General features: G+C 59.4%; 25 protein-coding genes. 7 read left to right on the forward strand and 18 right to left on the reverse strand.

All coding sequences use genetic code 11. The features are described from left to right. Window positions 1-130: 130 nt before the first annotated feature. From ABJO75_RS03935 to ABJO75_RS03950, 4 genes are all read left to right on the forward strand, one after another. Complete coding sequence (locus tag ABJO75_RS03935; protein WP_348131369.1) at window positions 131-1093, forward strand: threonine-phosphate decarboxylase; 963 nt, start codon at window positions 131-133, stop codon at window positions 1091-1093. Beyond that, window positions 1090-2016: an adenosylcobinamide-phosphate synthase CbiB gene (cbiB, locus tag ABJO75_RS03940; RefSeq protein ID WP_348131371.1), complete on the forward strand. Its 927-nt coding sequence runs from the start codon at window positions 1090-1092 to the stop codon at window positions 2014-2016. The genes ABJO75_RS03935 and cbiB overlap by 4 nt, the downstream gene beginning before the upstream one ends. A gap of 30 nt (window positions 2017-2046) precedes the next feature. Then, window positions 2047-3216 (forward strand): lytic murein transglycosylase, encoded by a 1170-nt coding sequence (locus tag ABJO75_RS03945; RefSeq protein ID WP_348131374.1) that lies wholly within the window; start codon window positions 2047-2049, stop codon window positions 3214-3216. A gap of 153 nt (window positions 3217-3369) precedes the next feature. Further along, a complete protein-coding gene (locus tag ABJO75_RS03950; protein WP_348131377.1) occupies window positions 3370-3984 on the forward strand; it encodes a PRC-barrel domain-containing protein in 615 nt (204 codons plus the stop codon). 62 nt (window positions 3985-4046) lie between these two features. Here the strand turns inward: ABJO75_RS03950 and smc are convergent, their stop codons facing one another. Next, a complete protein-coding gene (gene smc / locus ABJO75_RS03955; RefSeq protein ID WP_348131914.1) occupies window positions 4047-7502 on the reverse strand; it encodes a chromosome segregation protein SMC in 3456 nt (1151 codons plus the stop codon). Between the two features lie 141 nt (window positions 7503-7643). Further along, a complete protein-coding gene (locus tag ABJO75_RS03960) occupies window positions 7644-8039 on the reverse strand; it encodes a hypothetical protein (protein ID WP_348131380.1) in 396 nt (131 codons plus the stop codon). Between the two features lie 176 nt (window positions 8040-8215). On the opposite strand from ABJO75_RS03960, the gene ABJO75_RS03965 reads away from it, so the two are divergent. Continuing rightward, window positions 8216-8983: an FCD domain-containing protein gene (locus ABJO75_RS03965; RefSeq protein ID WP_348131383.1), complete on the forward strand. Its 768-nt coding sequence runs from the start codon at window positions 8216-8218 to the stop codon at window positions 8981-8983. 4 nt (window positions 8984-8987) lie between these two features. Here the strand turns inward: ABJO75_RS03965 and ABJO75_RS03970 are convergent, their stop codons facing one another. The 10 genes from ABJO75_RS03970 to ABJO75_RS04015 all read right to left on the reverse strand — a co-directional run bounded on the left by ABJO75_RS03970 (window position 8988) and on the right by ABJO75_RS04015 (window position 16752). After that, the gene (locus tag ABJO75_RS03970) at window positions 8988-10115 is read right to left on the reverse strand and encodes a glycosyltransferase (RefSeq protein WP_348131386.1); all 1128 of its coding nucleotides are present in this window, start codon (window positions 10113-10115) and stop codon (window positions 8988-8990) included. Window positions 10116-10297: 182 nt separating this feature from the next. After that, window positions 10298-11101 carry an FkbM family methyltransferase gene (locus ABJO75_RS03975; RefSeq protein ID WP_348131389.1) on the reverse strand — a complete coding sequence of 268 codons (804 nt, stop codon included), beginning with the start codon at window positions 11099-11101 and terminating at the stop codon, window positions 10298-10300. Then, window positions 11098-12012, reverse strand: coding sequence for a hypothetical protein (locus ABJO75_RS03980; RefSeq protein WP_348131391.1), 915 nt, complete (start codon window positions 12010-12012; stop codon window positions 11098-11100). Before ABJO75_RS03980 ends, ABJO75_RS03975 begins: the two co-directional genes overlap by 4 nt. Before the next feature lie 167 nt (window positions 12013-12179). After that, the gene (locus ABJO75_RS03985) at window positions 12180-12740 is read right to left on the reverse strand and encodes a F0F1 ATP synthase subunit B (RefSeq protein ID WP_348131394.1); all 561 of its coding nucleotides are present in this window, start codon (window positions 12738-12740) and stop codon (window positions 12180-12182) included. 5 nt (window positions 12741-12745) lie between these two features. Further along, window positions 12746-13321 carry a F0F1 ATP synthase subunit B' gene (locus ABJO75_RS03990; protein ID WP_348131397.1) on the reverse strand — a complete coding sequence of 192 codons (576 nt, stop codon included), beginning with the start codon at window positions 13319-13321 and terminating at the stop codon, window positions 12746-12748. A gap of 83 nt (window positions 13322-13404) precedes the next feature. Then, window positions 13405-13641 (reverse strand): F0F1 ATP synthase subunit C, encoded by a 237-nt coding sequence (locus ABJO75_RS03995; protein WP_085799500.1) that lies wholly within the window; start codon window positions 13639-13641, stop codon window positions 13405-13407. A 66-nt stretch (window positions 13642-13707) separates the two neighbouring features. Further along, on the reverse strand, window positions 13708-14415 hold the full coding sequence (locus ABJO75_RS04000) for a F0F1 ATP synthase subunit A (protein ID WP_348131916.1): 708 nt from the start codon (window positions 14413-14415) through the stop codon (window positions 13708-13710). Between the two features lie 66 nt (window positions 14416-14481). After that, a complete protein-coding gene (locus tag ABJO75_RS04005) occupies window positions 14482-14811 on the reverse strand; it encodes an AtpZ/AtpI family protein (protein ID WP_348131400.1) in 330 nt (109 codons plus the stop codon). Window positions 14812-15105: 294 nt separating this feature from the next. Continuing rightward, window positions 15106-16338 carry a biotin/lipoyl-binding protein gene (locus ABJO75_RS04010; protein WP_348131403.1) on the reverse strand — a complete coding sequence of 411 codons (1233 nt, stop codon included), beginning with the start codon at window positions 16336-16338 and terminating at the stop codon, window positions 15106-15108. Between the two features lie 3 nt (window positions 16339-16341). Then, entirely contained in the window at window positions 16342-16752 is a 411-nt protein-coding gene (locus ABJO75_RS04015) for a hypothetical protein (RefSeq protein ID WP_348131919.1), read from the reverse strand. A 420-nt stretch (window positions 16753-17172) separates the two neighbouring features. Here ABJO75_RS04015 and ABJO75_RS04020 point away from each other — a divergent pair, with 420 nt between their 5' ends. Both ABJO75_RS04020 and ABJO75_RS04025 read left to right on the forward strand, forming a co-directional pair. Continuing rightward, window positions 17173-18249 carry an FAD-dependent oxidoreductase gene (locus ABJO75_RS04020; protein WP_348131405.1) on the forward strand — a complete coding sequence of 359 codons (1077 nt, stop codon included), beginning with the start codon at window positions 17173-17175 and terminating at the stop codon, window positions 18247-18249. Beyond that, window positions 18249-18905 (forward strand): DUF938 domain-containing protein, encoded by a 657-nt coding sequence (locus tag ABJO75_RS04025; protein ID WP_348131408.1) that lies wholly within the window; start codon window positions 18249-18251, stop codon window positions 18903-18905. Before ABJO75_RS04020 ends, ABJO75_RS04025 begins: the two co-directional genes overlap by 1 nt. On the opposite strand, the gene ABJO75_RS04030 is transcribed toward ABJO75_RS04025, so the two are convergent. The 6 genes from ABJO75_RS04030 to ccoG form a co-directional block, all read right to left on the reverse strand. Beyond that, on the reverse strand, window positions 18902-19744 hold the full coding sequence (locus tag ABJO75_RS04030; protein ID WP_348131411.1) for a hypothetical protein: 843 nt from the start codon (window positions 19742-19744) through the stop codon (window positions 18902-18904). The genes ABJO75_RS04025 and ABJO75_RS04030 overlap by 4 nt on opposite strands. After that, window positions 19707-22196 carry an FAD-dependent oxidoreductase gene (locus tag ABJO75_RS04035; RefSeq protein WP_348131414.1) on the reverse strand — a complete coding sequence of 830 codons (2490 nt, stop codon included), beginning with the start codon at window positions 22194-22196 and terminating at the stop codon, window positions 19707-19709. Before ABJO75_RS04035 ends, ABJO75_RS04030 begins: the two co-directional genes overlap by 38 nt. 181 nt (window positions 22197-22377) lie before the next feature. Continuing rightward, window positions 22378-22536: a cbb3-type cytochrome oxidase assembly protein CcoS gene (ccoS, locus tag ABJO75_RS04040; RefSeq protein ID WP_348131417.1), complete on the reverse strand. Its 159-nt coding sequence runs from the start codon at window positions 22534-22536 to the stop codon at window positions 22378-22380. 4 nt (window positions 22537-22540) lie between these two features. After that, a complete protein-coding gene (locus tag ABJO75_RS04045; protein WP_348131420.1) occupies window positions 22541-24721 on the reverse strand; it encodes a heavy metal translocating P-type ATPase in 2181 nt (726 codons plus the stop codon). A gap of 6 nt (window positions 24722-24727) precedes the next feature. Continuing rightward, window positions 24728-25186: a FixH family protein gene (locus ABJO75_RS04050; protein ID WP_348131422.1), complete on the reverse strand. Its 459-nt coding sequence runs from the start codon at window positions 25184-25186 to the stop codon at window positions 24728-24730. A 3-nt stretch (window positions 25187-25189) separates the two neighbouring features. Beyond that, window positions 25190-26620, reverse strand: coding sequence for a cytochrome c oxidase accessory protein CcoG (gene ccoG, locus ABJO75_RS04055; RefSeq protein ID WP_348131425.1), 1431 nt, complete (start codon window positions 26618-26620; stop codon window positions 25190-25192). Window positions 26621-26637 lie beyond the last annotated feature (17 nt).

Here is a 26637-nt window from a genome sequence, read left to right on the forward strand (position 1 = left end):
TCTTCCCATTCTCTTAACAAAACCTTAACGGTGCACGGAGGTGGTTCACCCTTCGACAACATCCTTGCGATTCCGGCGAAAATCCGCTTGAACAACCGCAAATCATGCCGAAAACGTGAAGTTTCCCTAGATGCTCTGCACACCCACGCACACGAATACTGCCCACCGTGACCACGGCGGGCGAATCGACGCTGCCGTTCAACACTATGGTGGCAATCGAGACGCATGGATCGACCTGTCGACCGGTATCAACCCCGAACCCTATCCACTTCCGGATTTCGGCGCGCAGGTGTGGGCGGCTCTCCCGGACGAAGCGGCGCGACACGCACTTGTCGACGCAGCACGAACATTCTGGTCTGTCCCCGATGAGGCCGCCATTCTGGCTGCACCCGGTGCTTCGGCGCTGATTGCCCGAATACCTGCCTTGGCACCGGCCGCACGCGTTCAGATCACCACCCCCACCTACAACGAACACGCCGCCGCATTTGTTGCAAACGGCTGGACGGTTCAGGTAGATGGGCCGGCGGAGGCGCGGGTACTGGTCAATCCGAACAATCCCGATGGTCGCATGTGGCAGTCAAACGATGCGAACGCCGAACTGACCGTGATCGACGAGAGCTTTTGTGATGTGACGCCAGCATCGAGCCTTGTGGGTTTGACCACGCGCCCCGGCTGTATCTTGCTGAAGAGTTTTGGCAAATTCTGGGGTCTGGCCGGATTGAGGTTGGGCTTTGCCATTGCAGCACCCGAAACCATCAATCGACTATCCGACATGCTTGGTCCGTGGCCGGTTTCAGGTCCCGCTCTTTGTACCGGCGCAAAGGCCTTGCGCGATGTGGATTGGGCCGTTCAGACCAGAGCCCGCCTGCGAACGGACGCAAACCGGCTTGATCAGATCATGACCGCCCGCGGCGCGGAAATCGCCGGCGGCACGGATCTGTTCCGCCTCTACACAGTCGATGACGCGGCGGCTTGGCAGGACAAACTGGCTAAACGACATATCTGGTCACGGACTTTTCCCTATTCCAAGACGTTTCTGCGCCTTGGCCTACCTCTTGCCGATGGATGGCAACGTCTGCAGGACGCCGTGTGACCAACGCCCTGCTTCTCGCCTTGGCCCTCATTCTTGACGCCCTGCTAGGCGAGCCCCGCTGGCTGTGGTCACGCCTGCCGCACCCCGCTGTGCTTGCGGGTCGGGCCGTTGGCTGGCTGGACGAAGCCATGAACACCGGCACAGTCCGGCGGATCAAGGGTGCGCTTGCGGTACTGATCCTGGTTGCTGGGGCCGCTGCCGTGGGGCATCTGCTTGCCTTCGGCGGGCCAGTTGTCGAAACCCTTTGCGCCGCGATCTTGCTGGCCCAGAAATCGCTGGTTCAGCATGTCGCGGCGGTTGCCAAGGCGCTGCGCCGGTCTCTGCCCGATGCACGCGAGACCGTCGCCATGATCGTCAGTCGTGATTGCCGCGATATGACCGAGCCGCAAATCGCACGCTCGGCAATCGAGAGCGCCGCCGAAAATCTCAGCGATGGGGTCGTCGCGCCCGCCTTCTGGTTTCTGATCGGAGGGCTTCCGGGTATTCTTGTTTATAAGGCGGTGAACACTGCGGACAGCATGATCGGCTATCGCAACGATAAGTATCTTGCCTTTGGATGGGCTGCGGCACGGCTCGATGATGTATTGAACTTGATCCCTGCCCGCCTGACCGGTCTGATGATCGCGTTCCTCGCAGGTCAATTGCACCGATGGCCTGCAATCGCGCAGGACGCTCGCGCGCATCGTTCGCCCAATGCCGGTTGGCCAGAGGCCGCGATGGCCCGCGCCCTTGACCTCGCCCTCGCCGGTCCACGCAGCTATGATGGTCAACTTCGACAACTCGCATGGGTTAATGGTGACGCACGCAAAGACATCGGAGCGAGTGACATCGACAGTGCCGTAAAAATGCTCTGGCGGGTCTGGGCGCTGATGCTTGGCCTTGTCATTGCGATTGCAACGCTGATTGCACTGCCGATAGGTTGACGAGACCTTCAACTTTACCCGGGCTTGTTCATGCGCATTCCTACGTTTCTCCTGATCTTCCTGCTTTCTGCAGGTCCGCTTTATGCAAATTGTGGCGGGTCGTTCTCCACGTTTGTCGCTGCCCTCAAGGCCGAAGCAGTTGAGGCGGGGTATGCCCCCACAATTGTCGATGCCTTCTTTGCGTCCGCGCGTCAGGATCAAGCCGTGCTGCGCGCCGATCGCGCCCAGGGTGTTTTTCAAAAGCCATTCATCGACTTTTCACGCCGCCTTATTTCGCAGAACCGGATCGACCGAGGGCGCAGCAACGCCCGCAAATACAAGTCCGTCTTCGACAGGATCGAAACAGAATACGGCGTCTCGCGCGGCGTCCTGCTCGCATTCTGGGCCTTCGAAACCGACTACGGAGCCGTGCAAGGCGATTTCAACACGTTGAATGCATTGCTGACCCTGTCGCATGATTGCCGTCGCCCCGATCTGTTTCGTCCACAGGTTTTTGCGGCACTGGAACTCTACGAGCGGGATGATTTCAGCCCGACCTGCACCACCGGGGCCTGGGCGGGTGAAATCGGCATGGTCCAGATGCTGCCCAGCGACATTCTGGAAAACGGGATTGATGGCGATGGCGACGGACATGTGACACTCAAAACCTCGGCCCCCGATGCGCTGCTGTCGGGCGGGCGCATGTTGGCCTCACTGGGGTGGCGTGCTGACGAGCCGTGGTTGCAAGAGGTCGTAATTCCCAACTCGCTCGACCTGTCACAAACAGGCACCGACCACACCAAGACCGTTGCCGACTGGGCTGCGCTTGGCGTCAGCGCGCGACAGGGTGAACTGGCGGCGGGTGATCTTGAGGCGTCGATCATCCTGCCACAGGGCCACAAAGGACCGGCATTCATCGCCTACCCGAATTTCAACGTTTACTTTGAGTGGAACCAGAGTTTTGTCTATGTCCTGACAGCCGCCTATTTCGCGACGCGGCTTGAGGGGGCGACCATTTACGACGCCGGAAATCCCGATCCGGGTCTGACCGGTGCGCAGATGAAAGAGCTGCAAACAAAGCTGCAAGGCCGTGGCCATGACGTCGGAAAAATCGATGGCATACTGGGCGCCCGCACCCGACGCGCCGTTCAAGCAGAGCAGGCGCGACTAGGTCTGCCAGCCGACGCCTGGCCCACCGCCGCACTGCTCTCCAGCCTCTAGCAATTGCGGTGCACAGATCAGGCGCGGCGCCTCTGATCAGAATCTTTTTTGACAAATTGTGGAACCGAAGCGGCGGGGTGACCGTTGTCCTGACATATGAAGATGATGTCGGAACACAATGTCCGGCACATCCAAACCGAAGGAGAAATCGAGATGAAACAGTTGCTTGCAACCACAGCTCTTTCCTTGGCACTTGTCGGACCCGCCTATGCAGCGGACCCCGTGAAAAAGGATGAAACCGCACTTGAACAGACCGGTGATGCGATTGAGAACACGGCGAACGATGCCGCCGAAGCAATCGAAAACACCACCGAAGATGCGGTCAACGCAACCGAGAACGCTGCCGATACGGTCGCTGACAAAACAGAAAGCGCTATCGACTCCGCTGGCGATGCGACCCGCGAAACCAACGCGGAAGTCACCGCGACAGACACTCCGGGCATGGTCACACCGCCCGCGATGGCACCTCTGGATGGCTACACGATCGTTGACGCCAACAAAGTTACCGCCGAAGAACTGGACGGTGCCCGTGTTTATGACAGCAAGAACGAATGGATCGGCGAAGTCTCCGAAATCGTTCTGAACAATGATGGGCAGATCGAAACGCTCGTCGTGGACGTGGGCGGCTTTCTCGGCATCGGTGAAAAGCCTGTAGGGATGGGTTTTGACACCGTAAGCCTGCAGAAAGCAGAAGAAACCGGCGAGATCCGTACAACAGTGTCGGCAACCCGCGAGGAACTGGAGCAATTGCCGGAGTACGAAAGCTAAAGACGGCAAATCCACGCTGCACGAGGGGCCCGGCGGGGCCCCTTTTCGCGTTTGCGGATGACTCAGGCCACCATGGATTCCGCCTTTTTCAGATCAACGGATACCAGCTGCGACACGCCTTGCTCGGCCATTGTGACCCCAAACAAACGATCCATTCGGCTCATCGTCACAGCGTGGTGCGTGATGATCAGGAACCTTGTGTCGGTCTGGCGGCACATCTCGTCCAAAAGATCGCAGAATCGCGTCACGTTGGCATCGTCCAGCGGCGCGTCAACTTCGTCCAGAACACAGATCGGTGCCGGATTGGCAAGAAACACCGCAAAGATCAGCGCCATCGCCGTAAGCGTCTGCTCGCCACCAGAGAGCAGTGACAGGGTGCTGAGCTTTTTGCCCGGCGGCTGGCACATGATCTCAAGCCCCGCCTCTAGCGGATCGTCACTTTCGACCATCACCAGATTGGCCTCGCCACCACCGAACAGGTGCTTGAACAGCAGCGAGAAATTGCTGTTTACCTGCTCAAACGCCGTCAACAGCCGCTCGCGACCTTCGCGGTTGAGGCTGGCAATACCGCTGCGCAGCGTCCTGATGGCTTCTTCCAGATCCGCCTTTTCGCTCTGCAGGGTATCGTGCTCTTCCTGCACCTCCTTGGCGTCTTCTTCAGCCCGCAGGTTTACGGCCCCCAATGCATCGCGCTGCCGCTTGTGACGGCTGACTTCTGCCTCAAGCGTTTCGGCATCGGGCATCTCGTCCGGGTTCACATCCAATTGGTTGAGAAGCTGGCTCGGCGTCAGCTGTTGATCATCAGCAATCCGCTCGGCGGCATGGCTTACGCTCTCGCGGGCGGCTTCCATTCGCGCTTCGGCACGGGCCCGCGCCTCGCGCGCTTCAGAGGCTGCGCGCTCGGCTTCGCGTTCGGCCTGCACCGCATCCCGTTGTGCGCCTTCGCCTGTCGACAGGGCATCCGCCGCGTCAGCCCGCCGGACCTCGGCCTTGGTGATCTCGATGGAAAGCTCGTCGCGCCTGGCAGCGATTTCCTCAGGCACAGCGCTGGCTTCTTCCAGTTCCTGCTCTGACACGTCCTTGCGTGCGGCCAGTTCCGATATCCGCTTTTCTGCGGTCTCAAGGCGATGACGCCAGCCGCTCAACTCCTTTGTCACTTCCTGGCTGCGGCGCGTGCGCGCGTCACCTTCGCGGCGCAATTCATCATGGGCAGAGCGACGCGACATCATCGTGATCCGGCTGGCCTCGACGGTCATCTTGATATCGTCCGCCGCCATCCGCGCAGCATCCAGATCCCCCAGATCGTCCAAGGCCCGTTCCGCCTCGCGCAGCTGGGTGCGCGCGGCCATGGCCTCTTCTTCGTGCCGTGTCACCGCAAGACCCAGCGATTCAAGCCGCCCTTCAGCCAGATTGCGATCAGCTTCGGCCCGGCTCAGCGCGCGACCGGCATCGGTCACCGCCCGGTCGGCATCACGGCGCGCGACCCGGGCATTCTGATCTGCGGCGGCCAGATCGCTGAGAGTTCTGGTCAGTGCTTCATGCGCCTGCGCCGCACCTTCTGCTCGTGCCGTGGCCTGAACCAAACTCTGCTTCAGTTCTTCCAATCGGTTGAGTTGCTGCAACCGCAGCGCTGCGGCACTCGGCGCGTCCTCGGCCCAAGCCCTAAAACCATCCCAACGCCATAGGTCACCATCCAGCGACACCAGACGTTGTCCGGGTTTCAAATCTCCTTGCAGACGCGGACCGTCATCTGCTGCGACCAGACCAATCTGCCCCATCCGGCGCTGCAAGACATCGGGCACGGAAACGTGGTTGGAGAGTGGCGTTATCCCGCCAGGCAGCGCCTGTGTCTCGGAATACCCCGGCAAAACCGTCCAGCCCGACGGGCCATCACCTTCGACCTCCGGTGCTCGCAGTTCATCGGCAAGCGCAGCGCCAAGCGCCTTTTCAAACCCCTGCTCAACCTGCAGACGGTCGAGAACCTGACCGCCCTCGGCGGTGTCCCGCTCCAACAGCTTGCTCAGCGCGGTGACCTCGGCCTGCAAGGCGTTCAGTTCGCCGGTAGCTTCAGACCGCTCTGCCCGCGCATCAGCCTCGCGCTCATGCGCCTCGGCGCGGTCTGCTTCAGTCTGGTTCAGCACATCCTCGGCCATGGCGGCTGCCTCAACCGCCGCTTCTTCGGCAGCGGTCGCCGTCTCCAACTCCTGTCCGGCCGTGTTCAGCGCCGCACGCGATGCCGCCATCGCCTCGCGTGCCTTTTCGGCTTCGGCCTCGGATTTCGCTTGGGTCTTGCGGCTGTCCTCCAACAGACGTTGTGCCGACTGATAGCGTGCGGCAAGCCGTGCAACATCTTCGGTCTGTTGCGCCAGATCGGTTTCGCGCGCCTGCAAGACAGACGCGGCCTCCTGCGCCAATTCCGCAGCTTCGACAAGGCGATCTTCGTGCCCTTCACCGGCCTTGGTCAGTTCGCGCAACTCCCAGTCGAGCCGTTCGATCGTGTCATCCGCGTCCCGGTTCAACCCAGTCTCGCGCTCGATATCGCGCGTCAGTTGCTCGATCCGGCCCGTCAACGTGCTAATCGTCTGCTTGGCGCGGTTCTCTTGATCGGTGAGCGTATCGCGCTGGACCTGCAACCGTTGCAAGACCGCCGCCGCGATCGCCTCTTCCTCGCGCAGGGGCGGCAACGCCTCTTCCAGCTTTGCCCGCAGTCTACTGGCCTGACGCGCCCCGGCTTCAGCCTGTGCCGCCTCGGTGGTGCGTCCGCGCAAGACCTCTTCTGCGGCCCCACGCGCCTCATCTGCCTCTCTCCAGCGGCTATATAGCAACATACCCTCGGCCTGACGCAGCTGTTCACCGATCTGACGATACCGCGCTGCCTGCCGGGCCTGACGAGCCAATTGCGCCAGATGGGTCGCCAATTGCTCGATCACGTCATCCACGCGCAAGAGATTGCTTTCCGCCCCCTTAAGCTTCAGCTCTGCCTCGTGTCGCCGCTGATAGAGGCCCGAAATCCCCGCCGCCTCTTCGAGAATGCGCCGCCGCGCCTTGGGCTTGGCGTTGATGAGTTCCGCGATTTGCCCCTGCCGCACCAACGCCGGGGAATGCGCACCGGTAGAGGCATCCGCGAACAACATCTGAACGTCGCGGGCGCGCACATCCTTGGTGTTCGCTTTGTAGGCGCTGCCCACATCTCGTGTGATCCTGCGGATAATATCCACCGTATCGGCGTCATTGAACCCGGCCGGTGCCAGCCGATCCGAATTGTCGATATGCAGGCAGACCTCGGCAAAATTACGCGCGGGCCGGGTTGCAGCCCCGGCAAAGATCACGTCCTCCATGCCACCGCCCCGCATCGCAGTGGGCCGGTTTTCCCCCATCACCCAACGCAACGCCTCAAGCAGGTTTGACTTGCCACAACCATTTGGACCCACCACGCCCGTCAGACCATCTGCAATGATCAGATCGGTCGGATCAACAAAGCTCTTGAAGCCGGTCAGTCTGAGTTTGGTAAAGCGCACGGTCGGGCCTGTCCTGATTCCTGTCTGAGTCACAAATGTGACGCCTTGCCCCCCACGGAGTCAACGCGTTTGCGCTTTATCTGGTGAAATCGGCGGGTTTATCCACAATATATTGGAACGCGCCATAGGTGACCGTCGAGTTCAGTACGGATCGCAATCATAGTCGTAGTATGGCCCACCGGGTTCATCATCCAACCAAGACGAAAGCTGAACACAGCTGTATGAGGCCCGCTCCGGCAGCCCGAACCAGTCCGGCGCCCGCCCACCGCACGAAAGTTCACCTGTCATCTGCGCTTGATCGCCGAGCACCCGGACGACATCGCACCCGCTGATCTGCGCCATCGCGAAACGCGCGCGCATGGGCAACGGTCCAAGCCGCGGCGCATATTGTGGATTGATCCGAAGCGCCTCGGCGATATCCCCGCGAACACGCACGTCAAACACGCTGCCTGCAACGGTAACGCGCGTCGCGGGTATATCGCGAAAATACGGCCCCGGGGTGCTACAGGCACCAAGCCAGATCAGCGAGAGCAACATCAGCCAAACCATAGCCGTACAGTGCGTCGATGAAGGTAAATGAACCCTTACGATGTGCCAACGTGCAGGCAGGTCAGGTCGCGTCTTCTTCGCGCCTTCACCCTGATCGCCTCATAACCCGGTTGAAACCCAACGCCCGCTGGTCATATTATTTTACCAATCAACAGGGCGATCAGATGCCGTTTCAGAAAATCGAGACCGAAAAGCTGTCGACCTCGGTCGTTCGCCAGATCGAGCAATTGATTCTGCGTGGGATTTTGCGGCCCGGTGAGCGCTTGCCCTCGGAGCGGGAACTCTCTGATCGGCTGGGCGTTTCCCGCCCGAGTCTTCGCGACGCTGTGGCGGAACTGCAGACCAAGGGGTTGCTCTGTACTCGTGCCAGCGCGGGCGTCTTTGTGGCCGAAGTGCTGGGCTCGGCCTTTTCTCCGGCGCTGACAGACTTGTTTGCGCGACATGACGAGGCGGTGTTCGACTACCTGTCTTTTCGCCGTGATATCGAAGCGCTTGCCGCGGAACGGGCTGCACGCCTTGGAACAGACAGCGATCTTGCCGTTATCCAAAAAACCTTTGACCGAATGGCCACCTCGACGCGGCGCAACGCCGAGGACGACGCGGAGTTGGATGCGCAGTTCCACAAAGCCATAATCGACGCCAGCCACAACGTCGTCATGCTGCATATGATGCGTTCAATGTTCGACCTACTGCGCAGCGGCGTGTTCTACAATCGTCAGATCATCTTTGAACAACGCACCAGCCGTGATGCCCTGCTGGACCAGCACCGCGCCATCAACGTTGCAATCCAAGATCGCAACCCCGACGCCGCCCGTACTGCAGTCGTCGCCCACCTGAATTTTGTGGAACAGTCGCTTCGGGATCAGAACCGCAGCGAAGCCAATGAGGCGATTGCTCGGCAACGCCTCGATCATGAAAGCAATGCAAACTAACGCTTTAAGCGTCTTGCAGGATCTCGTGATAAAGAGCGCCATATTTCTTCGCCACAACCTGCTGCGCATAGGTCGCGACGGCGTGGTTGCGCGCGGCCTCCGACATCAAGGATCGCTGCGCCCCGGCATCCGATGATTGCCGGCCAAGAACCTTCGCGATCCCCCGCGCCAGATCGCCAGGATCAAAAGGTTTCGCCAGATAACCAATGTCAGGCGAAGGCACCAGATCGGGTAGACCGCCGGTCTTGAAACCTACAATCGGCGTGCCACACGACAGCGCCTCCACTCCGGTGTTGGGGAGGTTATCCTGGCGGGACGGCAGCGCGAACACATCCGCCGCCGCATACATCGCCCGCAGCATAGCCGGGTCAGAGACCGCCCCCATCGAATGCACCGGGAAAGGCAATTCGCCCTCGTTCGCATCGCCCCCAAAGATCAGCAAGCGAAGATCGTGCCCCTCAGCGTGAAGTTGTAACAGCGCTGCGCGCAGATGCTCAAAGCCTTTTCTGGGGTCACTGCTTCCGCCCATCGCGCCGAACAACACCAAGGGGACGTCTGGTGGCAGTTTCAACAATACGCGGGCCTCTGCCCGATCCATCGGCGCCCAAAGATCGGAGTCGATCGCGTTGGGTATGACATGAACCGGCCAATCGCCCATCAGGTCACTGTCTGACACGCAATTTCCCATCCATCGGCTGGGTACCACGATGTGGAATTTTCTTTTCCAGTGCTTTCGTTTCCGACGCCAGACCCATCGATTCAGGTCAAACCCGCCGTTCTGCTCGGCATATCCGGATTTCCAGGCATCGGCCTCGCTATAGTGCTCTGCCCCGCAAAACGGCCACATGTCATGCAGGGTCCAGACGACCGGATGAACAATTCTCCCGATTTCCCCGATCGAGATGAAATCTGAATTAATCCAATGCAGGTTGACGACGTGACGGGGCATATCGTTGAGATGATCCGCCAATCCCGAGTTTGCCAAAGCTAAAGATGTCCAGCCCTCAAGCGAGGCGCCCGTCTTGCGCTGCAAAAATCGGGCCCACTCACGTTGAATCTGCCGTGTCAGGTTTCTCTTGGGGACAAAGCGACTGATGTCGGCATCGGGGTCTGCGCCATCCGAAATTGTCATCCTCGACGACACCCCGATGCTGCGGCAGGCATCATGTATCCTTCGCGCAGCAATTGCTGCACCGCCGGCGCTGCTGCTTGTGCTGACTTGATTTGCAATGAACTTCAAAGTGTCACCCCGCCCAACACCGACACTCCCATATGGTTGACGACTCCTTTGTCAGCGCAGCCAAGGTGGTCGGGCTACTCCAACAGATACAAATAGTCGGTCGTCCCATTGCTATAAACACAACGATAACCCGCATTTGTCAGAGAGGCATGGGCTTGATCGACCCTCTTGAAAGCTGTTTCATTGGGGAGGCCCAGCTCGTCGTACTCGACGCAGATCTGTTTGGGTCGAATGCCGCCAGCCATAATGTTTTGCAAAACTTCGATCTCGGCCCCTTCAATATCAAGCTTCAAAAGCGGTAGAACGTCTGGGCCAATTTCGTATTTCTCTAGCAACTCAGCAAGGGTGCAGGCGTCAACTTCGACAAAGTCGCTGTCATCTCGATAGTCGTTCTGAAAATTGACGATGGAGTGCGAGACGTGATCTGGGTTCTCTGGCTTGAAGAACCGTAGCGAAGTCTTTTCCGTCCACAGCGCCAATGGCTCAAGCACCAATTGCTCGGCAGCCACATCGCCAAGATCATAGGCGTCAAACGGTTGGGTCCCACCGTCCACATACTGACGGGCACGCGCCTGTCCGATTTGGCCAGACATCCCCTCAAAGTGTTCGATTGCCCGCTGCGTTGGGTCCACCAGAATGACGCGCGCGTCATACTTTGCGGCAAACTCAACGTCGAAAGACGCGTCTTCGCCCAGACCAGCACTTATGATGGTCGTCCCGTTGAGGTTGCCATCATCATGAAAGGTCCATCCACCGTATGCCGAACCAAGCGTAACAAGGTCAAGCCCTAATGCGGCTGGCGTATCCTGCAGGGGATGCCTGCGGTACTTCTTGCGCGCGCGCCGCTCTTTCATTCTCTTGAGGATCGACATTATCATGAACCACCAACCCTCTTGATAAGTTTGCGCCATTTTCGGCCCAGTTTTTCCAGCTTTGTGGGTCGATAGCTGTAGTGGGCCTTTAACTGCGCAAGTGCGGCGCTGTCTTCGATCAGTTGATCAGGAAATGATGGCGCCATGTCCTGATTGAGCGAGGCCTGCAAGTAGGCACCATCGGGGCCACAATGCGTGCCCGAGCCGTCAAATCCGATATTTTCTGCGTAGGAATGGTAGGGTGCCAGACAAAGGCCACCGTTGCGGAAGATGGTGGCATACCAGAACACCGCCCAGGTTCGCATATCGCCCCGCGCATTGGCCAGCACCTGACTCCAAAAGTCATGCGCTCCGTCCAGATTGAACCGCTCGATATCTTCGGGCGAGAAACTCGCAAGCAATTCATCCGGATCGCGCTCGAAATGGGACCATCGATCCGCCCAGCTCGCCCAGCCCCAACAGCTCATGAAACGCCACAATGCCGTGCCCGGTCGATCGCGGTTGCCTGCAATCGGCTCGTTATAACCCGAAATGTGCCAAACCTCTGGCGAATCCGCATAACGGTCGAGCGCAAGATTCATGTAGTTCAGAAAAGACGGTGACGTGACGATATCATCTTCAACCACAATGGCACGCCCGTGGTCAGACATCATCTGGCTGACACCTTCCTGAATGGAGCGAGCCAACCCGGCATTTTCCTCACGCGCCCGAACATCAACCCCAGCGAAACCACCCTGCTGCTGCGCCAAGGACACAACTTGTGCGACTTCCTCGCCGTCGTCAGAATCTCGCGGACCGTCCACAAAGACCGTCAAATTGGTTTGTGGCGCCAGCGGCGATGATGCCAATGCATCGAGCGTACGTTTCGTATGCTCGGGCCGCCGATAGGCAAATACACAAACAGGGGCAAGTTTCATTGTGTTGTGGCTTTCGACGGAATGAGCGGAATCAAAGGTTCCCGCGTAACCTAGCGAGGCAGGTTAGCAATGACAAACCCGAGCCGGTCGTCGTCGTCTTCAATAAAGAAGAGCCCCAAACGGCGAAGCCGTTTGGGGCTCTTTGTCATAATCAGTGGCGAACACACTTAGTGCAGTTTCGCGTCCACCTCAGCGATGGCGCTGTCGATCAGCTTGTTGCCATCCGCTGCGGTCATCTGCTTGCCTATCACTTCACGCGACGCGGCAATGGCGATAAGAACCGCCTGGTCGCGCACTTCTTTCACGGCCGACGCTTCAGCCGACGCGATCTGGTCTTCGGCAGCAGCCAAACGACGCACGATCGAAAGTTTCAGGTCTTCTTTGGCTTTCTCAGCAGCTTGAGCGGCTTCTTCGCGGGCTGTCGAAACAATGCGATCTGCCTGCTCCTGAACTTCTTTGTGCTTGCGCTCGTAAGACGCCAAGATAGTCTGCGCTTCTTCACGCAGGGCACGGGCTTCGTCGAGCTCGGACTTGATGCCTTCGGCACGGCCATCCAGCATTCCACCCAACTTGCCGGGTACCTTCAGGTAGACCAGCACGCCGATGAACAGAAGGAACGCCAGCAGAACCACAAAGTTCGTGTTGTGGAGCGAAAAGAACGGGCCGCCAGCGGCCAGCGCGGGGCTGGCTGCGCCAAATGTCAGGACAAGGGCGATGATGTTACGCATATCTCTTATCCTTTCACACGGCTTGCGACTGCGGCCCGAACCGCATCGGCATCCGCCTTGCCACCCAGAGCCGAGACGATCTCAGCCGCGGTGTCCGTGGCAACGGCCTTGACGCTTTCCAACGCACCGGCACGAATTTCCGAGATGGCCTTTTCAGACTCGGCTGACTTGGCCGCAATCTCGGCATCCGCCTTTTCAATAGCGACATCCAGATCGGCCTGAATTTCGGCCCGGGCCTTGGTGACGATGGCCTGTGCCTCGGTGCGGGCATCCGCCAGCGCCTTGTTGTAAGCCTCTTCTGCCTCGACAGCCTTGGCTTTCAGGTCTTCGGCAGCCGCCAGATCATTGGTGATCGTGCCTTGACGCTCCGCAAGGATTGCGGCGATGCGTGGCAAGGCCACGCGCGACAGCACGAGAAAGATCACGACCAGCGTGACGACCAACCAGAACATCTGATTGGGGAACCAGTCAAAGCACAGCTGCGGCATGCCAATGGCACCGCCATGCGCATCCACGCATGTTCCGGCCTCTTCGAGGCTAACCGGGCTGACGTGTTCGACTGCTGTGGTTTCGGTTGCCATGTCGTTCTCCTTGGGAACTTAGCTTACACTAGGCGGCGCAACATGTGCACCGCCCAGCCGTAAGGAATCGGGTTCCGAAGGGTTTAGACGGCAAACATCAGCAGAAGCGCGACGAGGAACGAGAAGATCCCCAGAGCTTCCGAGAACGCGATACCGATGAACATGGTCGCTGTCTGACCGCCAGCGGCGGACGGGTTGCGCAGGGCACCGGAGAGGAAGTTCCCGACCACGTGGCCCACACCGACGGCGGCTCCGCCCATACCAGTACAAGCCAGACCTGCGCCGATATATGCGCCCATTTGTACGACGTCACCTTCCATGATATTTCTCCTTACGATGGAATTAGGTTGATTTCTCAGGTGGCGGGAACGTCCCGCCACATAGCGTTAGTGATGCGGGTGCAATGCGTCCTTGAGATACACACAAGTCAGGATTGCGAAAACGTAGGCCTGGATGAAAGACACCAGCACTTCGAGAGCGTAGATTGCGGTGATCGCCAGTACTGAAACCGGCGCGATGGCGGCGACCGCAGCAAAGCCCGCGAAAACCTTCATCACCGCGTGACCGGCCATCATGTTACCCATGAGACGAATAGAGTGGCTGACCGGGCGAACGAAGTACGAGATGACCTCGATCAGGGCAAGGATCGGGCGCAGCGGCAGCGGCGCGGCACTGATCCAGAACAGCTTGAGAAAGCTCACGCCGTGCAGGTAGAAGCCCAGAATGGTAACCGTCAGGAACACGGCCATCGCCATAACCACGGTCACCGCAAGGTGGCTGGTGGTGGTAAACGACATCGGGATCAGCCCGAGGAAGTTGGCGCAGACGATGAACATGAACAGAGTCATGATGTACGGGAAATACTTGATCCCATCCTTGCCGGTCACGTCCTCGACCATCTTGTAGATAAAGCCATAGGCCAGTTCGGCGATGGACTGGCTGCGCGACGGCACAATCGCGCGCTTGCTTGTGCTCAGCACCAGCAGGGCGATAATCGCCAGAACCGTGAGGCCCAGCCACAAAGTGACGTTGGTCGGGGTGTACCAGGACACATCGCCATTGCCGAACAACGGCTTGACGATGAACTGATCCATCGGGTGGAAGACCAGCCCGCTTTCCTCAGAGACGTGTTCTACACCCAACGATTCGCTTGCCAAGGTTCAGTCCCTCTCGTCCTTCGCGGCCTCTTCGGCCATTTTTGTATCCTGAATCTCGCGTGCGCTGCGCAGCATCGTCTTGATGCCAGCGGCGAGACCCAGCAATGTAAACAGGATCAGGAAGATCGGGAGCGTCCCGAACAGGCTGTCCAGCCCGTACCCCATCCCAAAGCCGATCCCAAGACCGACCACTAATTCTATCACCATCCGCCAGGCGAGATGTGCCTGTGAGTAGTGTTCATCGTTGTGGGATTTCCCCGGCTCGACCTTCTTGGCCGCTTCGATCTTGGCCTCAAGCTGCGCCAGACGCTGCCTTTGGTCCTCGTCGATCACCGGGATATCCCTCGCGTTTGTCTGCCTAGGTGCTAAGGCGCGGAAGGTGCAGAGTCAATTGCGAGATTGTCGCGCGGCAACACGAAATAACATGCTGATATTAAAAGAATAACCTTACCATCGGATCGAGAAAGCCAAACCGCCGCAGCCTGCAAGTACCGTCATTCCCGTCAATTTCCATATTCAACCCATTGGTTGACTTTTAGATGGCGATCCCAAATTTGGGTTTAGATCGCTCGCCCAACATCGGCAGTCGGGATCGCCAAGTAGGCACCCGCCGATCTGTGGTCCGGCTCAGTGACCGGAGAACACAAGCGTCGTCACTGGCAGCAACAGCATCCGCATCCGCAAGCCAGCGGCGTGGACCACCCCGATCGTGTCGATCACATGCAATCCGATTTTCTTGGCGGTGCCCATCTCTTCGTGTTCGATCCGCTCGTGGTTGCTCGTGTAGGCGTTGGCGATGCAATTGCTGCCGGGCGGCAATCGGTCGATCCCACCGGCATAAAGTGGCTCGAGGACAGCTGAAATGCTGCCGGGGCGTACGTTGTCCTGCGGGTCGCGCAGTTGGTCACTGGGGCGGAATTGCCCGGACGCGATCACGTCCTGCACTGAAACGATGACCATAGGCACCACCGTAAATGGCTTGGACAGGCATCCAATCTCGGCAATCATGCCTGGTTTCACCACTTGGGCCGCAAGCTGGTTGAACCCTGCCTGGAACATCAGATGCCCGGATTCCGTCGGCACCAATATCCCGGCGGGACGCAGGATCGGGTTCAGGTAGTCTCCGACCTGAAGCGCAAACTGTTCAACGCGCCCCGAGATACCCGCAACCACCAACGTCTTTTCCAATTCCGTCTGCGCCTGCTCAAGGCTGGCGATGGCGCTGGCCCGTTGGGCTGGCAACAGGACCTCGACATTCTGTTGCACCGACTCAAGGTTGGCTTCTGCCGCATGTACCTGCCCTTCGCGTTCCTTTAACCGGTTGAACTGGCGGTCAACCTCGGACGGGTTCGCGGCTGGTGATCCCTCATCAAGCAATTTCTTGTTGCGCAGGTAGTCGGACTCGACAAGATCATAGGCTGCCTGAGCTTGCTCAAGCGTCGCCTTGGCCGCTGCAATATCTGATCCAGAAACGTCCAGCGCCGCGTTGACCTCATCTACCCGGCTTTGCGCGGTCGCCACCGCCGCTTCCTGACTTGATGAATCGAGCTTGAACAGCGGGTCGCCCGCTTGAACCTCTTCGTGGCTGACAACATAAACTTCGGCAACCCGCCCACCGGTTTCCGGCAGAATAGTCACGGTGCGGAAATAGGATGTCACGGCATTGGTCGACGGGTGATAGTAAAACAGCAGGGTGATCAATGTGGTCGTCGCGATGAAACAGGTGGTGAGCCCCCACCGCAATTCATACCAAACCGAAAAGAATGTGATCTCATGCCCGATCCGCTTGCCTTGGCCATAGCGGCGGAAAAGGTAGTCGGGCAAGATTGTGAACATTGCACAAAACAGCGTTTCCAGCATTGTTCAGACCTCGCCATCACGCTTGGGAGCATCAGCCGAAGCCTCGTCGCCGGTCGGCTCGGGATTGGGTGCAAACTGCGCATCAACCCTTCCACCCCGTGTCGCCACCGCAAGCGATGAAGCGATGGAATTGAGCGGCGTCATGAAGTCGGGCATTCGAAACGCCGCGACCAAGATCGCCACCACCCAGAACAGGTTATTGTGTGTGAATAGTGCCAGAAGTGCGAGGATACCGACGACCTGAAGTTGCGAATGATTGCTCTCATGCGCCATTCGTTCCGGCATTGCATGCAGTGTCAGATACAGAACGCCGATCAGCAAGATCACCCCGAGAGTGAAAATTGCCATAAAGTTGAACAAGAAGTCGCTCCCGTCCGCAGCCGCAATGTATGGCGGCAGATAGGCGGGGGCCATGGGATTGATTTCAGGGACAGCCACTGGACATGCTCGCCTTTGCACTTGGGAAGGTTTCACTATGCGGCAAGAATATTTGCGCCACAACGGTTGAGCTATAAGAATCCGAAGTACGCTGATCCTTCGGTTCCGGTACATTCGTCTCGGGTCCCAAATTGACGCCAGCTCTGGTTACGTCTTTTCCCAATCGGCGTTGCACAACCTACGGCTCGCTGGTGGATGTCCAAATGGCCCATAACGTTATCAATTGCCCTCGCCCCTTGCCGCGCAAAGGGGTCTGATTGGAACGGTGACTCCTAACGACGTGCTTGATCGGAAAAGACCATTAACCGCTCTTTTCGATCCTGCGCTGACATGGCATGAAACAAACGGGCTGACCGGGTTCAGCCGCAAACCAATTGCCGGTTACAGGAGTTCTATATGAGCGATTTTATCGTCATCGGCGGAGGCATCGCCGGGCTGAGCGCAGGCGCTCGCCTCTCTGCGCAAGGCACCGTAACCGTGCTCGAAGCCGAGGATGGGATTGGCTATCACGCGTCGGGACGGTCTGCCGCGCTGTACGAAGCGAACTACGGCAAACCAGCCATTGTCGCGCTCAGCGTTGCAAGCGGTGACTATCATCACAACGCCAACGGAGGTTACCTGACACCAAGGGGACTGTTGCTGGTTGCAAGTGCGGCGCAAGAGGCCGCGTTTCGCGAGGATGTCGATGATCTCAGCCTTGCGCCCGTGTCTCTGGAACAGTCCCGGTCGATGGTGCCCATCGTCAATCCCGACACCGTCGCCTTTGCTGCGCATCACGACTCGGCACGTGACATTGATACAGATCGCATGCTGCAAGATTTTGCCCGTGTCATTCGCGGCAACGGCGGCACGGTTCTGACCCGTGCAAAGGTCACCTCTATCAACCGCGCAGATACCGGCTGGCAAGTCGGGACCACAGGCGGCACCCACACGGCGCACAACCTGGTCAACGCCGCTGGAGCCTGGGCTGACGAAATTGCCATTATGGCAGGCGTTACCCCCATCGGGATCACCCCCTACCGACGTTCGATGGCGCGGCTGCCTGCTCCGGGCGGGCATGACGTGACCGGCTGGCCAATGCTGATGGGCGTCAATGAAAGCTGGTATGCCAAGCCCGACGCGGGCAAACTGCTGGTCTCTCCTGCCGATCAGGATGCCACCCACCCGCATGATGCCTTTGCCGACGACATGGTACTTGCCGAGGGTCTGGCCCGCTATGAAGAAATGGTCACCGAACCGGTGACGCGGGTTGAAACCAATTGGGCCGGGCTGCGCAGTTTTGCTCCCGATCGGGTGCTGGTCCTTGGCCCTGACCCCGCGCAACGTGATTTCATATGGTGCGCCGGTCAGGGTGGCTATGGATTTCAGACCGCCCCCGCCGCCTCGCAACTGCTCGCCGATCTGGTGGCCGGAACACCCAGCGAGCTTGGCGCCGATATTGTCGCGCTACTGTCCCCGGAAAGGTTGCGTTGATGATCCGCCCTGTGCCCGAGACCGCAAGCATTGCCACCCCCACCAACGACGGGCGGCTGAACGCCCCGTCGGCCGAACGCAACCGCCAGCCCCTTTGCGATCTGCTGGCAAAGGTTGCCCCGGAGACCGGATCCGCGCTGGAAATTGCCAGCGGCACCGGACAGCATGTCATCGCCTTCGCGGCCTGCCTGCCCGACCTGACATGGCAACCGACCGAGCCTGACCCCACCCGACGCGCCAGCATTGATTCATACGTCACCGAAGCAGGGCTGCCCAATCTGTTGCCCGCGCGTGACCTTGATGCCGCCGCACCGGGATGGGGGGCCGCACATCAAGGGCAATCGCTGATCGTGCTGATCAACCTGCTGCATCTGATCAGCACAGCCGAAGCACAAATTCTGATCGACGAAGCCGCCTTGGCCCTCGCCCCGAACGGTCGATTTGTGGTTTACGGACCTTTCATGCGGGCCGGAGAGCTGACGAGCGAAGGCGACGAGCGCTTTAATGCCAGCCTGCGCACGACGGACCCGGACATCGGCTACAAGGATGACTTTGACGTGCTCGACTGGGCGCAGGCGGCGGGACTAACGCCGCTCGAAATCAGCGAGATGCCAGCCAACAACCTGGCGATTGTGCTGCAAAAGCCCGCGATTTAGGGGCGGTTCGCAAAGAAACGCACCGAGACAAAGAACGCCCCGACCAGCAGCGCGGGCAGCACGAAGATCTGAAAGATATAGATCGACAACAGCGTCAGGTAGCTGGCGATCAAGTCATCCGCGCGCTCCCAAATATTGGTGGCCAAATCCCGATATCGATCCACTTCGGACATGCCTTCGGTCAGGCGATCCCACCATCCCTGATCGCGCGCCAAAGCGGGATCAACCTCGACCGTGTCAGTGATCTCGGCGATGATCACTTGCTGCTGCGCCATCACATCGCCGGTCAACAAATCCGCCAGCAAATCGGTCAGCACAAAGGCACCGGGCAGCGCCAGCAAGAAAAAGCCACCATACCAGACCAGCCGCCGCGACAGCAGTGATATTACGTCGCGCGCGCCCACCAGCCGGTCAATGATCCACAAGGCCGAAGCACCCGCGATCATCGCCGCCCCAACCGCGCCGACTGGCCCCATCGCGACGGCCAGAACGCCGGTCACCAGCATCAGCACAAAGACCACATCCGCAATACGTTCGATCGTATCGTCAACCGGTTCCAGCATTTTGCCCGGTTGCATCGTGCCAGATACGCCCAGCGAAGCGCCCACTTCGATTTCCTGCGCAGTGGACAGGGCGGCGTTCAACGTGCGCAGGGTGACATAGGTGGCCGCGCTTGCCGCAGAGACGGCCGCAGCATAATCCTGCGCACGCTGCGACAGCGGGTTATGCCGATGCAACACCGTCGCGCCCAATGCAAGCACAGCGATCAGGACCAGCCAAACCAGCGATATCCGGCGCGGCTCAGCCGTCTTTGCGGATAGCCTCGTTCTTGGGGTCATATGGGCTGTCCTCCACGATTTCCGCATCCCAAAGCTGATCCAGCATCCTGACCTTCAGACGGGTACCCGGCGTCGCCACTTCGGGCGAGACATACCCCATGCCAATGCTCTTTTCAAAGGCAACCGAATAGCCCCCAGAGGTCAGCCGCCCGACGCGGGTGTCACCGTGATACAGCGCTTCACGGCCCCAGGGGTCAGCATCCTCGGGCCCATCAATCAAAAGGGTCACGCATTTGCTGCGAATGCCCTTGGCTTGCATGGCGGCCTTGCCATTAAAGTCCTTGTTCAGGTCCACAAATCGCGGCAGATCGGCCTCGAGCGGTGTCGCATCACGACCGAGTTCGGTGCCGAAGGCGCGATAGGATTTCTCTTGCCGCAGCCAGTTCTGCGCACGCGCGCCGACCAGCTTTAATCCGTGTTTCTCGCCAGCCGACATCAGCTGATCCCACAGATAGTTCTGCATTTCGATCGGGTGATGCAATTCCCATCCCAATTCGCCGGTATAGGCGACACGGACGGCCCGTACCGGGCACATGCCCAACTCGATGTTGCGCATGGTCAGCCACGGGAATCGCTTGTTTGACAGGACGGACGCCGGATCGGCATCCTTGACGATCTCGTTCAATACATCGCGCGATTTTGGGCCCGCTATCGCGAACACCCCCCACTGGGTTGTCACATCCTGAATCTCGATATAGCCAAAGTCGGCCGCCTTTTCAGCCGCCGCCTTGCGCAGGAAATCCGCGTCATAGGCCGTCCACGCGCCAGCAGAGACCAGATAATATTCGTCCTGCCCCAACCGCACGATGGTATATTCAGTGCGGGTGGTGCCGTGATCGGTCAGCGCATAGGTCAGGTTGATCCGCCCCACTGCGGGCAGTTTGTTACAGGTGAACCAGTCCAGAAACGCGGTAGCGCCCGGCCCTTTGACCACATGCTTGGTAAACGCAGTTGCATCGACCAGCCCGACACCCTCACGGATCGCCTTGGCCTCCTCCACCGCATACTGCCACCAGCCCCCGCGCCGGAAACTGCGGCTGTCATGGTCGTTGAACCCCTCGGGCGCGTAGTAATTGGGTCGCTCCCACCCGTTCACGAACCCAAACTGCGCACCCAGCGCTTTTTGCCGGTCATAGGCGGGCGCGGTGCGCAACGGACGACAGGCCGGGCGTTCTTCATCAGGGTGGTGCAAGATGTAAACGTGGTCGTAGCATTCTTCGTTCTTGCACGCGGCAAACTCGGTGGTCATCCAGTCGCCGTAACGCTTGGGATCAAGACTGGCCATGTCGATCTCAGCCTCGCCCTCAACCATCATCTGCGCAAGGTAATATCCGGTGCCGCCTGCAGCCGTGATGCCAAAACTAAAGCCTTCGGCCAGCCACATGTTCTGCATTCCCGGCGCAGGCCCCACCAACGGGTTGCCATCCGGCGTATAACAGATCGGCCCGTTGAAATCGTCCTTCAGTCCGCTGTCCTCGCAGGACGGGATCCGGTGGATCATCGCCAAATACTGCTCTTCGATCCGCTCCAGATCGAGTTGGAACAGATCGGCACGGAAACTGTCGGGCACGCCGTATTCAAACCGTGCAGGAGCGTTCTTTTCGTAGACGCCCAGGATCCAGCCACCCCGCTCTTCACGGACATAGCTTTGCGCATCCGCGTCCCGAATAACGGGATGTTCCGGATGGTCCTTGCGGAACTCCACCAACGCCGGGTCCTGCTCCATCACGATGAACTGATGCTCCACCGGGATCGCAGGCATCTTGATGCCCAGCATCTTTGCCGTGCGCTGCGCGTGGTTACCCGAAGCCGTCACGACATGTTCCGCAGTGATCACGACCTGCTCGTTACTCGGCACCAGATTACCGCCCTTTTCGACCATCTTGGTCGCTGTCACTTCCCACGCTTCACCGGTCCAGTGGAACGCATCGGCCTGCCACTTGCGTTCAATTAGCACGCCGCGCTGCCGCGCCCCCTTGGCCATCGCCATGGTCACGTCGGCGGGGTTAATGTAACCGTCCGTGTTGTGATACAGCGCGCCCTTCAGGTCCCCGGTGCGGATCAGAGGCCAACGCTCCTTGATCTGATCAGGTGTCAGAAACTCGTAAGGCACCCCACAGGTCTCTGCCGTGCTGGCATAGAGCATGTATTCGTCCATACGTTCTTGCGTCTGCGCCATTCGCAGGTTGCCGACCACGGCAAACCCGGCATTCAACCCGGTCTCGGCCTCAAGCGTCTTGTAGAATTCGACCGAGTACTGGTGAATATGCGTGGTCGCGAACGACATGTTGAACAGCGGCAACAACCCGGCGGCGTGCCAAGTCGATCCCGATGTCAGCTCATCCCGCTCCAGCAGCATGACATCGTCCCAACCAGCCTTTGCAAGATGATAGGCGATCGAAGTTCCGACGGCTCCGCCGCCCACGACCAAAGCTTTGACATGCGTCTTCATCGGACCTCTCCACGGATCAAGTCTTGTTCTGATCGGTTTATGCATGTCCACCGCGCGTCGCGCCAAGTCCATCCGACGCAAATCCGCGCAAAACCGACCTCACCCCAAAGAACCGCGTGGCAGCATGTCCGTGGCAACACGCGCGGGCGGGGCTCGATGCCCCGCTCGGGCGTTCCCCGGCTCAGGGTTTCGGGTGATCGTCCCATTCGTCGGAAAGGATTCGGCGGCTGTCTCCCTCGGGGTCGTCATACTGGTTCGAACGCACCGTATAGACAAAGGCGACAAGGCCAATGGCACCCAGCGTCAGGGAAATCGGGATCAGATAAGTCAGAATCGTCATCGGTTCACCTCAGCCGCAGCGCATTTAGCGATACGGTAATCGAACTGGTCGACATCGCCAACGCCGCGATCAGCGGTGTCGCCAATCCCGCCACCGCCAATGGCACCGCGATCAAATTATACACAGTCGCAATGCGGAAATTCTCGCGAATGCGCTTTGTCGCTTTCTCCGCGACATCACAGGCCTCAGCAATGGGTGCGAGATCCTGCCCTAGCAGCACGATGTCCGAGGCCACCCGCGCGGCATCTAATGCGCTGGCGGGCGAAATCGACACATCTGCGGCTGCCAGCGCTGCGGTGTCGTTCAGTCCGTCACCAACCATCAGAACCTTTCGCCCGGCCTTGCCAAGCGCCGATATCCGAGCAGCCTTGTCTTCGGGCAAGGCCTCGGCCTCCCACGTTTCGATATGCAACCGCTCGGCCAACCGCCTGACGGGTCCTGTTGCATCACCGGAAATCAGCAAGACATCCTTGCCCGCATCCCGAAGCGCCCGCACGGCTTCCTCCGCCCCGGGGCGCAATGCATCGGTGAACAGGAACGCCTGCGGTGCCGACGCGCCCACCGACAACCAAACCGCTGTCTGTTCCCCCTGGTCCGCGCCGACCCAGCCCGCACGCCCCAGCCGCACGGGTTGCCCGTGCCAGAGGCCTTCGATCCCGTATCCTGGCACCTCAGACACATCCTGAACGTCCGCAGGTTTGATTCCGGCCTCTTGACCAGCACGAGTCAGTGAAACTGAAAGCGGGTGCGCCGACGCGTTTGCCAACGCCAAAGCAATCTCGAGGTCGCGGCGAGAAAAATCGCCAAGATTCGTCAGTTCCGGCGTGCCCGCCGTCAATGTGCCGGTCTTGTCAAACACCACCGTGTCGACCTGCGCCAACCGTTCCAGCGCAGTCGCGTGCTTGATCAGCATTCCTTTCTTGAACAACCGCCCCGATGCCGCCGTCGTCACTGCCGGCACTGCCAAGCCCAAGGCGCAAGGGCAAGTGATGATCAGAACCGCGGCCGCGATATTCAATGCCACCCGCATATCGCCTGACCAGAGATACCAGCCGATGAAACTGAGACCTGCAAGAATATGCACCCCGGGTGCATAAAGCTTGGCTGCCGCATCCGCCAACGATGTATAACGGGACCGACCGGATTCCGCGATTGCCACCAGATCAGCCATGCGGTGCAGCGACGTATCTTCGCCAACGGCACTGGCGCGGATGGTCAACGGCCCGGTCAGGTTCACCTCACCCGCGCTGACCGCCAGCCCCGGCTCCGCGAAGACCGGCAATGTCTCTCCGGTCAGCAGCGACCGGTCCAGTTCGGAGCATCCGTCGACCACAGACCCGTCCACCGGCATCCGCCCGCCGGGGCGCACCAGCACCAGATCGCCAACAGCCAATTCCGATACAGCGACTTCCTGTTCCACCCCTTCAATCACTCGCATCGCGCGCGGCACTTCCAGTGCGGCGAGTTCTTGCGCCGCCGATCGCGCAATCGCACGGGTCCGGTAGTCCAGATATCGACCGGCCAGCAGAAAAAACGTCAGTGCCAGGGCCGCGTCAAAATAGGCATGTTCGCCGGACAACGTGGTTTCCCAAAGTGACGTTGCCAACGCCAGCACAATCGCCAGAACAATCGGCACATCCATGTTCAGCCGCCGAACCGACAGCGCCTCCCACGCGTTGCGAAAAAACGGCTGCGCCGCATAGGCGATCGCGGGCAAGGTGATAATCGCGGAAATCCAGTGAAACATGTCCCGCGTCGCGTCCGATGCACCGGACCAGACCGAAACCGATAACAGCATCACATTCATCGATGCAAAACCGGCGACCGCCAGACGGATCAACAGCTCACGCCCCGCCTTGTCCGATTTCGTCGCGCTTAATGCGCCGGGGTCCAGCTCATGCGCTTCATAACCAAGTTTCGCTAGAACCGGGATCAGATCGGCGGCACTCAGCCCGTCGTCCGCTTCGATCATCGCACGCTTCAAGGTCAGGTTGACGCGTGCGTCCTTTACGCCGGGATGGGCGTTCAGCCCGCGCTCGACCGCCGAAATACAGGCCTGACAGTGAATGGTCGGCAGCGACAACGCGATGCGGGCATCCTTTGGCACCTCGCGCACGTCCTCGGCCGGGGCCACTAGGCATCCGGGACAGGCTGCAGCAGAGGGAGGACGCATCTGGGCTGTCATCGCGGTTTACCCCTGAACGTGCAGGATCACACGTTGGGTGAACTCTGTTCCGTCTGCAGCCCGCGCCACCATCCGAATATTCCAGTTGCCATCCGCCAGTTCAATTGGCGCAACATAGGATGTTCCATCAAATTCGAAGGCTGGCGCGATGTCGTCCTTGATTTGTGTCGCGCGCCCGACAACGGCTGACAGCTTTGCAGCCTCGACCGGCGCGCCATTTTTGTCGGTGATGGACAGAAACACCTGCCCGTCACGTGCATCGGCATAAACCGACCAGCCCAACGCTTGCTGCGCCGCCAGTCGGGTGTTGAACTGCTGGCTGGCAACATAGGAATTGCTGACCTCAAGCCCCGGAAACGTCCGCACTGCATTCCAAGCCAGCGCAAGGTTCACGCCGATGATCACCCCAAACGCCCCGACGAACAGCGCGGCGACATGCTTTCCGGTAAACTCCCGCTGTGCCATTGGTCAGTTCCCCCTGCCATTGAACGTGCTGTCGCGATAGGCGCGATCCCCATTGCTCAGATCCTCGACCCAGAACCGGATATCCGTATGCTGGGCATTTGACGGGCCCGATGCCGATGGTGAGACCACGTATACACGTTGCAGGAACGCCGTGTCAGCCGGAACCAGAACCGAGTCATAAGGTGTGCCCTCGAGTTGAACGCGCAATGTCGGGTCACCGACCACGGACAGGCGGAACTGCCGGTCCTCACCGTTCTTGTTTCGCAAACGCACATCATAGGTGTTGCGGATCGATCCATCCGACATTGTAACATAGGTCGGGTTACGGATCGGCGCGACGGTCATTTCGATATCCTGCCGGATGAACAACGCAAACAGCAGCCCCAATCCAACCAGTGACCAGAGAGCCGTGTACATGATGGTGCGCGGCCGCAGGATATGTTTCCAGATGTTCTTGGGCGCGGCCCCACCGCGTTCCTGCGCTTCGTCAGACAACGCCATGTAATCGATCAAACCACGCGGCTTGCCGATCTTTGCCATGATGTCATCGCAGGCGTCGATACACAGTGCGCAGGTAATGCACTCCAGTTGCTGCCCATCGCGGATGTCGATGCCGACAGGGCAGACATTCACACAAGCCATGCAGTCGATACAATCACCCTGTGGCTCGCCGGCCTTGACCTCTTCGGAATGTTTGCGCGGCTCACCGCGCCAATCACGATAGCCAACCACCAGCGTGTCTTCGTCCATCATCGCCGCCTGAATTCGGGGCCAGGGACAGGCATAAATACAGATCTGTTCACGCGCGAAACCGCCGAAAACGAAGGTCGTCGCGGTCAGGATGGCCACGGTGGTATAGGCAGCCGGATGCGCGTTCAGCGTAACCAGATCGCGCAACAGCGTCGGCGCATCGGCAAAGTAAAACACCCACGCCCCGCCGGTCGCCAGCCCGATCAGCATCCAGACGATCCATTTGGTCATACGCAGCCGGAACTTGCGGAAATCCAGCTTTTTCTGACGATGCAGCCTGAGGCGGGCGTTGCGGTCGCCTTCGATCCAACGCTCTACCAGTATGAACAGATCAGTCCAGACCGTCTGCGGACAGGCATAGCCGCACCAGACCCGGCCCAGTGCCGAGGTGAATAGGAAAAGTCCCAGCCCGGCCATGATCAGCAATCCGGCGACAAAATAGAATTCATGTGGCCAGATTTCGATCCAGAAGAAATAGAACCGTCGATTCGCGAGGTCCAGAAGCACCGCCTGATCCGGCAGGCTTGGCCCCCGATCCCAGCGGATCCATGGCGTGACGTAATAAATCCCGAGGGTCACCGCCAGGATGATCCACTTTAGATTGCGGAACTGCCCGGACACACGCTTGGGAAATATCGGTTCCCGCGCGGCGTATAGGCTGGGTGCTGGTTCGGATTTGCTCACGGACTTGCTCCGATTCT

The organism is Sedimentitalea sp. (assembly GCF_039973035.1).
In the GTDB taxonomy this organism is placed as follows: Bacteria; Pseudomonadota; Alphaproteobacteria; order Rhodobacterales; family Rhodobacteraceae; genus Sedimentitalea.